Source organism: Pedobacter sp. 10L46_2 (assembly GCF_056395165.1).
In genome coordinates this window covers 1-15573 of sequence record NZ_JBFTIZ010000066.1, presented here as the reverse complement: position 1 = coordinate 15573, position 15573 = coordinate 1, and the positions used below count along the sequence as shown (strand labels likewise).

Annotated in this window: 9 protein-coding genes; 2 read left to right on the top strand and 7 right to left on the bottom strand. The window is 38.6% G+C overall.

From position 1 onward, the window contains the following. Positions 1-1027: cation:proton antiporter (locus tag AC1DDX_RS09475; protein ID WP_477621986.1), on the top strand; the 1027-nt coding region annotated here is incomplete at its 5' end. Here the strand turns inward: AC1DDX_RS09475 and AC1DDX_RS09470 are convergent. The 5 genes from AC1DDX_RS09470 to holA all read right to left on the bottom strand — a co-directional run bounded on the left by AC1DDX_RS09470 (position 1024) and on the right by holA (position 10430). After that, a complete protein-coding gene (locus tag AC1DDX_RS09470; protein ID WP_172659501.1) occupies positions 1024-1437 on the bottom strand; it encodes an EVE domain-containing protein in 414 nt (137 codons plus the stop codon). The genes AC1DDX_RS09475 and AC1DDX_RS09470 overlap by 4 nt on opposite strands. An 82-nt stretch (positions 1438-1519) precedes the next feature. Further along, the gene (locus AC1DDX_RS09465; protein ID WP_337716389.1) at positions 1520-2548 is read right to left on the bottom strand and encodes a PorP/SprF family type IX secretion system membrane protein; all 1029 of its coding nucleotides are present in this window, start codon (positions 2546-2548) and stop codon (positions 1520-1522) included. 1 nt (position 2549) lies between these two features. Continuing rightward, complete coding sequence (locus AC1DDX_RS09460) at positions 2550-7964, bottom strand: PKD domain-containing protein (protein WP_477621985.1); 5415 nt, start codon at positions 7962-7964, stop codon at positions 2550-2552. Positions 7965-8236: 272 nt separating this feature from the next. Further along, positions 8237-9277: an NAD(P)-dependent alcohol dehydrogenase gene (locus tag AC1DDX_RS09455; protein WP_172659498.1), complete on the bottom strand. Its 1041-nt coding sequence runs from the start codon at positions 9275-9277 to the stop codon at positions 8237-8239. 127 nt (positions 9278-9404) lie between these two features. Beyond that, positions 9405-10430 carry a DNA polymerase III subunit delta gene (gene holA, locus AC1DDX_RS09450; RefSeq protein ID WP_172659497.1) on the bottom strand — a complete coding sequence of 342 codons (1026 nt, stop codon included), beginning with the start codon at positions 10428-10430 and terminating at the stop codon, positions 9405-9407. A 46-nt stretch (positions 10431-10476) separates the two neighbouring features. Between holA and AC1DDX_RS09445 the strand changes: the two genes are divergently transcribed. After that, entirely contained in the window at positions 10477-10938 is a 462-nt protein-coding gene (locus AC1DDX_RS09445) for a type I restriction enzyme HsdR N-terminal domain-containing protein (RefSeq protein ID WP_288881120.1), read from the top strand. Positions 10939-10962: 24 nt separating this feature from the next. Here AC1DDX_RS09445 and AC1DDX_RS09440 read toward each other — a convergent pair whose 3' ends face one another. Beyond that, positions 10963-12342, bottom strand: a complete 1380-nt coding sequence (locus AC1DDX_RS09440) for an efflux transporter outer membrane subunit (protein WP_288881123.1) — start codon at positions 12340-12342, stop codon at positions 10963-10965. 19 nt (positions 12343-12361) lie between these two features. Beyond that, positions 12362-15496, bottom strand: a complete 3135-nt coding sequence (locus AC1DDX_RS09435) for an efflux RND transporter permease subunit (RefSeq protein ID WP_477621984.1) — start codon at positions 15494-15496, stop codon at positions 12362-12364. Between the last annotated feature and the right edge of the window lie 77 nt (positions 15497-15573).

Genomic DNA, 15573 nt, shown 5'->3' with positions numbered 1-15573 from the left:
GATCTTACCTGCTCTTGGTACTGTGGGTTTGATCATGATCGTTTTTGAAGGATCACTTGAACTGAAATACAATCGGGATAAAAATAAAATCATTAAGGGTGCTTTTCTATCGGCACTTGTAATACTGATCGCCTCGGTTTCTGTGATCACTTTTATTATATACGAGATTACCGGCCGCGACCTTTACACGTGCTTTAGCAATGCAATTCCTTTTAGTGTGGTTAGCTCTGCAATAGCTATTCCATCTGCCGCAGCACTATCTAAAAAAGGAAAAGAGTTTATCATTTATGAATCTTCTTTTTCTGATATTCTGGGGATCATACTCTTTAATTTTGCCATATCTAATCCTCACATCTCTACTTCTTCGTTTACTGGCTTAGGACTAAATACGATACTGATAGTTATATTATCGGCTATTTCCTGCATCGTTTTGCTTTATGTAATGGGAAAAATATCACATCACATAAAGTTTTTCCTGATCATCTCTATATTGATAATGGTGTATGCTATTGGGCAGTCGTACCACTTGTCGGCCCTTGTTTTAATACTCTCTTTCGGTCTGTTTTTAAACAATGCAGACACCATCAAGTACGCCTGGTTTAGAAGTATTTTTATTTACAAGAATCTATCTAATGATTTAACACAACTACATCAGTTATCTGCTGAAAGTGCATTTATTTTAAGAACGTTTTTCTTTGTAATATTCGGATTTACAATGAACATTTATCAGCTTAATGATCAAATTGTTCTTGTAAACGGTTTGATTATGCTTGCATCTATCTTTGTGATCAGGTTTGTTTATCTTAAAATCTTTAGAAGGGAAAATAGTGGAGCGGAGGCTTTTATTGCGCCAAGAGGACTGATTAGCATCCTGCTGTATTTTAATTTACCTCATGCGCTTAAAATACCAGAAGTAGGAACTTCTTTCTTATTTGTTGTGGTATTAGGATCGAGTTTGATAATGAGTATAGGTCTGCTCTTAACAAAGAAATATGTAAGAGCAGAACCTTATTCGGGGATGCATTAGCTACCCATCTCTAATATTTTATCAAATTCCTCGGCTTTAAGTGGCATTACAGATAACCTGCCTTGTCTAACCAATGAAACGTCTTTAAGACTTTCTTCTGCTTTGATCTGTTCCAGACTAACAGGATTTTTAAGTGCCTCGACCGGAGCCAGATCTACTACAACCCAGTTAGGGTCACTGGTAGTTGGATCCTGATAAAACTCTTTTACCACTTTTGCTATACCAACTACATTTTTACCTTCATTACTATGGTAGAATAAAACCAGATCCCCTTCTTTCATCTCTTTCAGGTTATTACGTGCCTGATAATTGCGTACACCATCCCAAAAGGTTCTGCCGTCTTTGTTAAATTTCTCCCAGCTATATTTAAAAGGTTCTGACTTCACTAACCAATACTGTGTGTTCTTCATAGTTTAAAAAGGGTTTTTGATACATTCGTTGACAAAACCGCTGACAAAAATATACTTTTTATTCCTTTATTTATATCATTATCTAAAAGAAGTCGTAGCACCTTAGCCCATTAAAACGATTGTAACCAGAACTATTCGGGAAGTACTTTTCGTATCCAATACTAGCCTCAGTAGTACCGCTTGTATTTGTATAATTAATTTTTGAAATGGTAGCATCATGGCTTATACCTAGCCTCACCTTTTCTCCATTACGCCTTCCTTTAAAAAGATCAAAAATAAGAGAAAGAACAACTGCATCAGGGCCGTTCTGGGGGCCCGTTCGATACCAAAGACCTGTATTTAGGCTTTTGTATTTAAATTGAGCTCCCAGACTAACGTTGCTATTACTTGCCTGTCTGTAGTAAACTACAGAAGGTATAAGAGAAGCACCTTCATCTTGGTTATAATCAAAATATGGAGTGAGGGGAATTTTGAAACTTGCGTTTACGGTAATTCTCATTGGAAGCTTGGCTTGCGTTCCGCTAAAGGATTCGTCGGGCCTGTTAATGTGGTGTAATGCCGTCCCAAGCATAAAGTTACGGTAAACAAGGTTTACACCTGTTGCTGCGTCAAAGAAAAACTTATTGGAGATATCATGTGGTTCAGCAGCAGAGATACTGCCAGGAACATATCCTAGGCGAGGATCAATCTGATCGGAAAAGACCAACTTGTTCCAGTCTATCGTTCTATTGGTAAAACCTGCCTGTATACCAAATGACAGTACAAAATCATCGCCACCGACACTGTAAGAATATGTAGCAGCCGCATTGTTTTTAGTTAAATAGGCAGTTCCCTCACTGGAACGATTAAAAATCAATCCCACTCCTCCCGGAAATTTGGCAATATTCAAATCGGCCGAAGCGGAGATATAGGACAGATCACCACTTAAGCCGGACCATTGATTTCTATAAACAAGGTTCATTCTAATATCTCCTTCAAATTGACCGGTTAATGAAGGATTTAAATATATAGGCTGGTTAAAAAACTGTGAATAAATATGATCTTGTGCAGATGCAAATTCAATGCCTATAAAAATTAGCAAAATCAACAGAATCTTTAATGTCTTTGCCATGTTATCTGATTAAATGAATTGGCCCCGTTCGTTTTGGTGCGCTATTATTATATGTCATGCCTTTCCATTGTGATCCATTAATGAATTCGACATCAATTTTCCAGTAATAGACAGACTGGGGTAATTCCACATTGCGGTATGTTCCATCCCAGCCTTCCTGGGGATGTCCTTCGTCAAGCTTTGTTGTTTCCCATATGAGTTGTCCCCATTTGTTAAAAACTGACATCCTCCATGATTTAATTCCTGAACCCTTAGCTCTGAATTGTCGAAGTTCGCTACTTTCACTACCGGGTATAAACGAATTTGGCACAAACAGATATCCGGGCACTCCACTAATTCTCACATTCTTAAAGGAGCTAGTAAAGCATCCGCTTTGATTGATCACTTTTAAAGTTACTTTGTAAAGCCCCGTGTCTGCATAGGTATGTTTTGGGTTTCTGTCTATCGAAGTTATACCATCACCAAAATCCCATAGCCATTGATCTGGACTATTGGTGCTTTGGTCTATAAAACTAAATGTATAAGAAGGTATGCTAATTTCAATGCCAGGATCTACTGAAAACTGTGCGATAGGTGGTGCTGTAATTTTTATATAATCACTTTGTATAAGTGTATTTGGACAATTTAAACTATTTGTTGCTGTTAGTGTAACAGTATAAGATGAAAGAGAACCGCTATACACATGCGTTGGTTCGAATTCTGTAGAAGTTGTTCCATCTCCAAAATCCCATAGGTAGGACAATCCACCAGTGGTTGTGTTGGTGAATTTTACCTGAAGGCCAGGACAACCAACCGTTTTGTCTGCTGTGAAGTTGGTTGTTGGTTGTTCAAGTACCGTGATTGTCTCGGTCGTGGTCGTGTCTGAACAGCCATTTGAAGCAGTAAGTACAACTTTATATACTCCTGGATTTTTAAATGTGTATTGTACAATTTCTGGTGCTGATCTTGTTACCCTACTCCCACCGTCTCCAAAATCATATCTAAATAGATTCGCCCCTTTAGAATTGTTGTGAAAATTCACAAGAAATGGTGCACAGCCACTTTTTTCTGAGCTGTTTACCACTAGCTCAGGCAAAACAGTGTTAGGGGAAACCTGGATAACGTAACTGCTTTCCTGACTGCCGCATTCATTTTCCGCACGCATTCTCACGGTATACTCTTTTATTGTTCCAGTTACATAAACATGTTCTACAGGTAGTTTATCTGTTCTAGTAAGAAAGGCGCCATCTCCAAAATCATAATAGTAAGTATTTGTACCACCGGGAGAGGTATTGCTAAAGGTAACTTTCATTGGAGAGCAGCCAACGGTTTTATTTGGTGAGAATACAGCGATTGGCTGGGCTTTAACAAAGACTGATGAAGTAAACACATTAGTTCCGCATGGCGAAGTTACGCTTAAGGTAGTTACGTAAGTGGTATCTTTTCCTTGGGGATGTGGCTGAAAAGTGATTGGAGGGGGCATCACTAAAGAAGAAGTTATACCATTGCCAAAGTCCCATTTAAAATCAGCATCAACAAGAGAAGTGGAAGTATTTACAAAACTAACTTGTAGCGGACCGCATCCTTCGGATTTATCTTGTGTAAATGACGCAGCAATGCTTTGCCGGGTCGAAAATGCATGAGACATTTCATCAGCTTTACACCCCTGTTTACTGGTAACTACTAGCTTAATAATAACGGATTCATTGTCGTTTGCGATTTGATAACCAGGAAATTGAGCGCCCCTGCCGATTTCTGTTTCATTTACATACCAGATGTAAATATCATTTCGATTTACATCAACAATTGCTTTTACATTTTGGTTGTCGATATTAAATGGCGTACATCCTTTATCAGATGCAAATGTAAAACTGGCAAGTGCATCCGGTTTAACGGTAATGCTTATGCTATTACTAGTACTAGCCTGACCACCAGAACAAAGGCCACTACTTGCTATCCTTCTATACTTTGTTGATACAGTTAGAGCAGACGGTGCATATGTTGGTTTTGTTTCGCCATTTATAACTACCCAATTAACCCCATTGTCTATACTTTTTTCCCAACTATAGGTGTAATCTGAACCATTGCCACCGGTAGGTCGTGGGCCAGTTAAAGGAGCAGGAATACTGCCGGAACAAATGACCTGATCTACGCCAATTGTATTTCCCGCTATTGGTGGTAGCGCTATCAGGTTTACCTCATTACTTATAGTTTCACAAGCACCACCTGATACTATACGCCTAATCGAAGCGCTCACAGGAATTGTAACGGTCAGATCCCGGCTAGTTGCATCAGGAATTATTGTCCAACTCGTACTTGGATTAGTACTTATTTCCCATCTATAGGTATATGGAGGCTTACCTCCAATGGGTACATCGCCATTAATGGTAACCTGTTGCCCGGAACATACAGTTGTTCCTGATGGGTTGGTGATGGTATTTTGAAGTGCTTCTAAGTTATCAATAACCACATCATCTGTAGTTGAACACAAACTTGGCGAAGTAATTGTCCACGTAAAAACATACCGTTGTCCGGGATTAAGTGAGGTTACTGCACTATTGTAAACTGTAGGGTCAATAATTAGAGGCCCTGCAGGCAATACAGTCCACTTACCTATTTCGCTAGCTTTGGGTGCATTACCTTTTAAAGTATAAGTAGACTGGTTACAGATGGATTGATCGGCACCTGCATCAGCCACTGTAATTGTGGGATGTACTTTGATTACAACAGTTTTCGGATTTCCCGGACAACCATTAACAATTGGGGTAATCGTATAAGTAACACTTCCCTCATTTAATCCGCTATTGGTTAAGATATCGTTTATTGCAATAACAGATACGGGAGTAACCTGATTCGTGTTGCCTGTAACCAGACTTGCAGTACTTGTCCAAACATACAAGGTATTGTTATTGCCTAAATTTGAGCTCAATGAAATACCAGATGGATTACCAGTACATATGACTGCCTTTGCTACTGTAGCAGTTAAAATGGGTTTCGGGGTAACTGTTACTGTTAAAATAAATGGCTCTCCGTCGCAGCCATCTTTTTGAGGTATAATGGTATAGCTAACAACCGTATTACTTGTTGCACTGGTATTTGTGATTATATCGGTAATATTTCCCGTTCCTGTTGGACTATATCCGGTAGCTAAGCCATCATTATTTGTTGCTGTCCATTTAAATGTGCTTCCATCAACAGTAGATTTTGGAATAAAATCTACTGGATTGCCCGTACAAACTACTTTAGTGTTATTTGTATTGGTTAATTTATTTTCAGGAAGTATAATAATGTCTATTTGTTTTAAAACTGTAGCACAAGCGCCTGGCACTCCCGTATTAACCCTCAAAAATATGGTTACCTTTCCTGCATTACGCTCTGCGACACTTGGCGTATATACAGTAGTAAGATCAGAAGGATTTGAAAAATTAATATTATTAATTCCATTATCCCAGGTAAAGGAGGTATAGCTTCCTGAAATTGCCCCTGTTAAAGTAACCGATGCTTTGTTGCAAATGGGGTTTGAATTTGCAACGATAGTTGGAACCGGTGCCTCTATAAATGTTATTTTCTGACTAACGGTAATGGTTCCACAATTATTTTTATGGGTTAGGCTAACTGTATAAGTACCAAAATCAGCGAAATTTATGGTTGGATATCTGCTGTTTGCCGTACTTGGAGCTACAAAAGAGTAAGCACCCGTTCCGATAACTTCCCATGTGTAGGTATCTGAAAGATCTTCAGCCGTTCCATTGACAGTCGTTTTTGTATCCGTCGCATTAGGACCAAATACGAAATCACCCTTCTGGCAAAGTCTTTGTTCCGGAGATAAAGTTGCCTGTGGCTCAGTATTTACTACAATCTTTTGTGGCAATGTAATTTCTTGACAGGTTCCGGTTTTAACAGAGAGTGTAATATTATATACACCCGATTGAGAAAATTTAAATTGTGGGGTTACGCTTGAATTACTAGTTCCTCCCTGATAAGATACTCCTTGCGCCGGAACTACATTCCAGGTATAAACCGGAGTTGAGGGGCACGACGTGTTATCTAAAACCGAAGTGTTTGCCGGAGTAAGCACTCCCGCGGTTAAGCAAATCAAATTATTGGGTAAGGTAAAACTTGGTTTTGGTCGTTCCTGTACACAAATCTCTAACTCCAGATCATCGGCCTGACAATTTCCATCACTGATTGACGAAAGCCGTATTTTATGTTTTCCAGTAGTGACAAATTTATGGACTAAATTATAGGTAAGTGGTTTAGCTGAAGCAGCAAGAGCGCCATCCACGTACCAATTGTATTTTACATCATTTGGTGCACAACCTGGAAAATTGGTATTGGCCTGTTCACCGGGTAGAGATTGATTGTTAAAAATAATATCGTCGTTAACACATGCTATAGGAGGAAAAGAGAACAGATTCTTTGGTCTGGTAACTACCTTTGCAGGTGTAGATAGAGGTGAGCCGATTGCACCGCAAAACGGACTTATTAGGCCAACATTTACACCAAAAGCATTATAGAAGGTTTGGTTGCCAGATCGATATGACAACCCACAGGAAGACTTTGTATAAGTATGGCTGATACGATCATTGTTTTGCTTGATGTCACAATATGTATACTCGTTAGACGTGCCATCTCCCCAGTCTACCTTATAAATGTTACCGGGAAAATTTACTCCAATACCTTTATTGGATACATCAACACGATATTCGAATGTACCAACGGGAAAACATACTGTATTTCCGCTTGTAGTGGTAAATGCAGTTACAGCAAGATTGTTAATCAGAAAGTATGCCTTTGTACCCACCGACCCATCGGGCATTGTGGCTTTCACAAACATAGTGTAATGAGCAAGTGATGCAGTATAAGATATTGGAGTTCCGACAGCACCAAAAGCTATTGTTTGTGGCACTCCAGGGTTCAACTCATTTTTAAAAGTTACAGTTACGTTTCCTGTGTTCGATTCATTGTTAAAGAAAAATTCTTTTGTTGGTGTGTTCTCATCGGTATTACAAGTTCCAAATGTTAGGGGATTTGTGCTCGCTTTAGAATTAGAATTTATAGCAACTGTTGCCTTTCCTCCTGCTTTTATATCAAATGGGTTTGAATCTGAAGAAGTAAACACTGGCAATGTTGATTTAATCCTAAGCCTATATCCTGTTCCAGCGGTAGTACCCGGAGGGATTACTCCATTTACAAATGTTGAGTAGAAGCCGGTATAGGATCCGATAGATTTTTCAACTCCCTGGGGCGATACAAGATAAAGATTAAACGAATTACCTGGTTGTAAACAGGTAGCACCCAAACTAAAAGTTGCGGCTATAGTTGACTCAGGCGTGTAAGGTCCAGATGCAACCTGATCTATAACAATTTGCGAGAATGCTATAGAAATATGATAAAAGAATAAAACTAGCGTCAGTAAAGATAAACGTCTTATCATATTATAAATATTATGATAAAAGTAAAGATTTTTTCACTTATTGTTCATTTTATTCATTAATAATCATTCTAATTATTAATATTATCAAATTTGCCTTGTATTTATTTTTAGAAAGTAAATTTCATTAAGTCTTCTGATTAATTACCGGGAATTATTAAGATTATTTATGCTAAAAACCATATATATTGAATGGCCGAGTTTACGGTCAAATCAAAAAAAAATCGTATTTAAATATATTTAAATACGATTTTTAAAAGAAAGAGATTAGAATATTAAAGCGTAGCCATATCAATTACAAATCTGTAGCGAACATCACCTTTAAGCATTCTTGCATACGAAGCAGTTATATCTTTGATGTCAATCATTTCAATATCTGAAACGATATTGTGCTCAGCACAGAAGTCAAGCATTTCCTGAGTTTCAGGTATGCCACCTATGCCTGAGCCTGCAATGCTTTTACGGCCGCCTAAAAGTGAAAAGGGCTGAATTGCATAAGGCTGAGATGGAACACCAACGCAAATCTGTGTCCCATTTGTTCTTAGCAATGACAGGTACATATCCATATCGTGTTCTGCAGAAACAGTATCAAGAATAAAATCAAATGAACCTCTTACAGCTTCAACCTGAGCAGGATCAGATGTAACTACAAAATGATGGGCACCTAAAGCTTTCGCTGCTTCTTCTTTTGAAGCTGATGTACTTAAAACGGTTACTTCAGCACCAAAAGCTACACCAAATTTCACTCCCATATGTCCTAAACCACCAAGACCTAAAACGGCTAATTTATGACCCTTACCAACTTTCCAATGACGCAGAGGTGAATAAGTGGTGATACCTGCACAAAGCAGTGGTGCTGTGGCCGCAAGGGGTAATTTATCCGAAATGTGGAGTACAAATTCTTCGCGAACTACAATGGTATTGGAATAACCTCCGTAAGTAGGTACACCATCTCTACCTTTATTGTTATAGGTTTGGGTACTTCCTTCAAGGCAATATTGCTCTAATCCTTCCTTGCAGTTTTCACAAGTCTGGCAAGAGTCAACCATACATCCTACACCAGCAAGATCATCTTTTTTAAACCTTTTTACATGGTCGCCCACTTTAATTACCTTACCAACAATCTCATGACCCGGCACCATTGGGAATACTCCTGGAAACCAATCATTCTTTATTTGATGAAGATCCGAGTGACAGACACCACAATATAATATTTCAAGTTGAACGTCGTGCGGACCTACTTCCCGGTGTTCAAAGTCCCAGGGTGCTAAATCTGTTTCAGCATTTTGTGCTGCATATCCTTTGGCTTGTATCATAGCTAATTTATATTTTATAATAAAACAAATTTACATTAGTGAGCATAAATATTAACTACACATTTCAAAGCATTTATTATACAATTCAAACATCCTGAAATAAAGTCAGGTAATTAGGTTCAAACTATTAATGGGTCATTTTAAACAACAGCTCTTTTAACAACTCGCCATCGGTGGTGTTACCGGTACTGTCTACACCTTTACTCTTTAAGTCGTATTCCCTTAATAAGCTAATGATATCAAAGGTTTTATTTAGACTATAGCTACGTGCAGCAGCTTCATAATCTTTAACAAAATATGGATTCACACCCAATTCTTTAGCAGCATCGCCCTTATTCTGCAAGTAGTGATATTTTAAAATCTTTGAGAAATAAGAATTCAGGTTGGCCATAACCATAACCATTGGATTGGCTTTTGGATTATCGGCAAAGTAATTGATGATCTGGTTACATTTCAAAATATTCTTGACTGCCAGTGCTTTTTGCAATTCAAAAACATTGTACTCTTTACTTATTCCTATATTTCTTTGAACAAGATCAGTGTCAATTGTTGTTTCTTTAGTAATATTTAAAAGCAGCTTTTCTATTTCATTAGCAATCTTGGAAAGGTCTGTACCCAGGTATTCAGCCATCAGGGCGGATGCCTGTGGAGCAATTTTATAACCTTTCTCTTTTACAAGATCATCTATCCATCCGGCTAATTTGTAATCTCTAACCAGTTCTGACTGGAATATAACACCACTCTTATCAATGGCTTTATAAATCTTTTTACGCTTGTCGAAATTAGCATACTTATAACCTAATACCAGAATGGTGGTAGGCATGGGTTTCTCAAAGTAATTGAGCACAAACTCAGCCTCTTTACTACTCCCTTCTGTCTCTTTGGCCCACTTCAAATCCTGAGCCTCCTTTACAATGATCAACTGATAGTCAGACATCATAGGATAACGCTTGGAAGCATTCATAATGGTAGCCATGTCTGTATCTTTCCCATACAAAACAGTTTGATTAAACCCTCTTTCCATATCATTCAGCACATTATTTTCCATGTAATGAATGATCTGATCGATGTAATAAGGTTCCTCACCATGTAGTAAATAAACAGGCTTAAACTTTCTGGCTTTAATGTCTTTGATTATATCTGCAGCACTCATATGATAGGTCAAACTTAGATAAAATTTTTTGCCTATTTTTACAAAAATGTCATTCACACCAACAGCACTTAACCTACCACAATATCCTTTCAAGATAACACTAAAGGAGTCGCGTTATTTTATCTTTGACGAAATAAGAAAAAAACATCTGTTACTAACACCCGAAGAATGGGTTAGACAACATTTCATCCAGTTTCTGATACTGGAAAAGAAATTTCCAAAATCGCTTATTCAAATAGAAGGCGGACTTAACTTAAATAAACTTCAAAAGAGAACAGATATTGTAATATTCAGTACCCATGGAGAGCGAATAATGGTTATTGAATGTAAAGCACCTTCTGTTAAGATAAGTCAGGCTACTTTTGACCAGGCGGCCAGGTACAACTCTGTTCATAAAACCAAATGGCTGGTAGTAACCAACGGACTAATGCATTGTTATGCAACAATAGACCACAAAGAGGAACAGTTTGTCTTTATAAAAGATCTTCCAGAGTATCAATCCTTATAAGAACAAACTGTCTCCTCTGTACTTTTATTGCCAACCACCCCCAAGAGCGCGATAAAGGCTAATTACTGCCTGCCATTGCTGTAATTTATCACCAATATTATCGAGTTGTGCCGATAGCAAGTTCTGTTCAGAAGTTAATACATCTGTATAATTTGTCGCAGAACTATAACGCAACAGTTTTTTGGTAAAATCTACCGATTTCTGCAGCGATTGCAATTGTTTAGTTCTTATGTTTTGCTGTTCAATTGCGGTTTGGTAAGAGAAAAGCGCATTAGAAACCTCCTCTCCCGCTTTCAATAAGGATTTCTGAAATAGATACGCCGATTCCTGTTGAGCAGCCCTGGCAGTTGTTAGTCTAGCCTTATTTGCTCCCTTATTAAAGATAGGCTGGGTTATTCCTGCCGCAACATTTGCAAACAACCCAGAGGGTGTAATCCAGTCTTTAAAACTAAAACTGGTAAAGCCACTTGAAGCTGTGATGTTGAGTGATGGGTAAAAAAGCTGTCGGGCAACATTAGTTGTTTCAAAAGCCTTCATAAAAGCATACTCTGCTTGTTTAACATCAGGTCGGTTCTGGAGTAATTGGGCAGGAATACCGATATTCAGATCAAAGGGTAATTGTTGAGATTCTAGTGCTTTCCTATTTACTGAACCTGCTTTACGAACCAGTAAAACATTCATAGCATTTTCCGTTTCTCTTATTTGCCTTTTTAAACGGGGTATAGCAACTTCTGCCGCATATTGATTGGCTTCGCTCTGCACTTCAGCGGCGCCGGTTACTATATTAGCTGCTTTTAAAGATTTCATTGTGCTTACATCCGTTTTCCTGTTAGCAACCGTTTTCTCTAAAACAATTAGCTGTTCATCCAAGGCCAAAAGTGTAAAATAGTTATTTGCAATTTCAGAGATCAGTTGTGTTTGCACAGCCTTTCGCGCTTCTTCCGTTTGCAGTAAACCAGCTAGTGCACTACGCTTACTACTTTTAAGCTTACCCCAAATATCTGCTTCCCAGCTGGCCGTTAACCCCACATCATACTGGGTTGATGAGCTGATAATACCAAATCCTTGAGGGTAGGCCAATTTTGATTGGGTTATGGCCGCATTACCAGTTAAGTCTGGTAAAAAAGCAGCTTTACTTTGCTTAAAATTAGCTCTGGCTGCATTTATATGTTCTACAGCTATTTTCAGATCAAGGTTTTGCTGTAATCCTTCTGTTATCAATTCAATTAACAGCGAATCATTAAACAACTTTTGCCATGGCATAGTGGCAATGGTAACTGTATCTGTATCGTGCTGATCCCTGTAAAGATTCTTTGTATCTATTGCTGGCCTTTCGTATTTCTTTGATACCTGGCACGACACCAACATGGTCAGCAAAATTATTAGCCCTATATATTTTTTCATTATATTCATTTCTTACGAATTATAAAACTTCATTGTTTTTGCGTACTCCAGATATTTTCTCTTGCAGAGATTGAAAAACTACAAACAATGCAGGGATTACAAACACCCCGAATACTGTACCTACAAGCATCCCACCAACCGCTGCGGTACCTATTGAGCGGTTACTTAAAGCCCCTGCTCCGGTAGCGATCATCAAGGGAAGCAAGCCGAAGATAAAGGCAAAAGAGGTCATCAAAATTGGCCTTAGTCGGGCTGTAGCGCCTGAAATTGCCGACTGGATTAAACTCATACCACTAAGGCGGTGCATCAATGCGAACTCCACAATAAGGATCGCATTTTTTGCAAGTAAGCCGATGAGCATAATTAAACTTATTTGCAGAAATATGTTATTATCAAGCCCAAATAATCGTGCAAACAAGAATGCTCCAGCCAGTCCTATAGGCAAAGAAAGCAGCACTGAGAATGGCAGAATATAACTCTTATACTGGGCACTCAATAAGAAATAAATGAACAGCAAGCTGAGCATAAAGATCAATAGGGTTTGACTACCACTAGACAACTCTTCTAGTGTTAAACCGGAGAATTCATAAGTATAACCTTGTGGTAGGGTTTGGGCAGCTACTTCCTGAATTGCTTTTATCGCATCACCAGAACTATAACCAGGCTTGGGTGCGCCATTTACGGCACCAGCCGTAAACAAGTTAAAGCGGTTTATAAATTCCGGGCCATAGATTTTTTTAAGTGTAATAAACTCTGATATCGGAGCCATAGCCCCTTTATCATTCCTAACAAATATTCTATTGATGGCCTCTTTATTGGTTCTCTGTTCCGCTTCAGCCTGAATCATTACACGGTATTGTTTACCAAAACGATTAAAGTCTGACGCATAAATACCCCCCAAATAGCCTTGCAGCGTTCCAAGTACGCGGTTAACAGGAACACCTGCTTCTTTGCATTTCGCAACGTTTACATTAACCTCGTACTGCGGAAAACTTGTGTTGTATGATGTAGCAGCATACATAATTTCAGGACGCTGATTTAGTGCTCCCATAAACTTCCCAATTACTGCATCAAAAGCCTTATAACTACCTCCTGTTTTATCCTGCAACTGAAATTCGAAACCATCATTATTTCCAAACCCCTGTAATGTTGGTGCGGCAAAGAAAATGATATTGGCTCCTTTAATTTCTGCAGTTTTTGCGAACAACTGACCAACAATACTTTTAATATCCTGCCCTTTTTTTGTTCTTTCTTTCCATGGCTTTAACCTGATAAATATAGCCGCATACGAACTCCCGGTGCCGCTCATTAAATCCATACCGGCAACTCTAGATGACAATTCAATCTCAGGAATAGATCTCGCGATGCTATCTATTTTATTTGCAATGAATTCAGTACGTTCCAAAGAAGTTGCCGGAGGTAAAATAACGTTACCATATATGGAACCACTATCCTCATTAGGCACAAATCCAGTTGGAGTGGTTTTAACCAAAAACCAGAATAAAAGACTAAACACAATGATTATCGCAAATGCAATCCATTTTTTCGCAATCAGAAAAACAACCGACTTCTTATAACGGTTAGTCATGGTGCTGAATGAAGCATTAAACCCTGCATAAAAGCGCTGTAAAAAGCCGGTTTTCTGTTCATGATGCTCGCCATGTGGTTTTAACAACAATGCGCAAAGTGCCGGACTTAAAGTAAGTGCATTTACTGYAGATATGATAATGGCCACAGCAAGTGTTAACCCAAACTGCTTGTAAAATACCCCAACCGACCCCGTAACAAAAGTTACCGGAACAAATACCGCAGCCATAATGAGGGTTATAGAGATAATAGCCCCGCTAATTTCACTCATGGCATGCATAGTTGCTTTTTTTGCTGATTTAGCACCCTGATCTAATTTAGCATGAACCGCCTCTACTACTACAATGGCATCATCTACCACAATACCAATGGCCAGAACCAGGGCAAAAAGTGTAAGCAGGTTAATCGTAAATCCAAAAAGTTTAAGGAAAAAGAATGTTCCTATAATAGCTACCGGAACTGCAATGGCCGGAATTAAGGTAGAACGGAAATCCTGCAAAAAGATAAATACTACAATGAATACCAATATAAATGCTTCAATAATTGTAACTATAAGCTTAGAAATTGAAGCATCCAAAAACTCATTTGCATTGGCGAATACGCTATACTTGACTCCTTTTGGAAAGGTTAATGAAGCATCGTCCAATATTTTTATACACTTCTTTATGATCTCATTGGCATTGGAACCTGAAGTTTGATTGATTGCAACATATGGTGATTCATGACCTTGCGCCATGATGGTACTCGAATAAGTAAAAGAGCCCATGTCTACCTCAGCAATGTCTTTTAACTTAAGTACCTGACCATTACCTACAGATTTGAGTATGATGTTTTCAAATTGTGCAGGTTTTTCAAGGCGACCAGTATATTTTAAGGTATACTGGAATGCCTGACCACTGTTCTCTCCTACTTTACCTGGTGCAGCTTCTATGTTTTGCTCTGCAAGCGCTTCTGTAATATCAGAAGGGATTAACCCATAAGCAGCCATGGCATCTGGTTTAAGCCAGATTCTCATACTGTAATCCATACCTCCATATACAGCGGCATTCCCTACTCCCTCAACTCTTTTGATTTGAGGCATCACATTAATTTTTAAATAGTTGTCGAGGAATTTCTGATCATACTTTCCATCCTCGCTGTACAACAGAAAACTAAATACTTCACTATTCAACCGCTTACTGGTGGTAATGCCAACTTTGATTACTTCCGCTGGCAGCAAACTTGTAGCTTTGGTGATTCTGTTCTGCACATTAATTGCAGCCATATCCGGATCTGTACCTTGCTTAAAGTTTATTGTAATGCTGGCACTACCGTCATTACTTGCTTTAGAAGTCATGTAAGTCATGTGTTCTACTCCGTTAATCTCTTCTTCGAGCGGTACAATTACGCTTTTCATGACCACATCCGCACTTGCTCCCTGATATGAGGTACTTACTTCAACGGCGGGTGGAGCAATGTCTGGATACTGGGAAATAGGCAATGAATATAGGCCTAGTAACCCCATTATAACTATGATAATCGATATAACGGTAGACAAGACCGGGTTATCTATAAATTTCTTTAACATAATATTTTAGTGTTTTGCTTTGATTTTCATTCCATCTTTCAAGCTTCCCATTCCTTCCGTCACAATCTGTTCGCCAG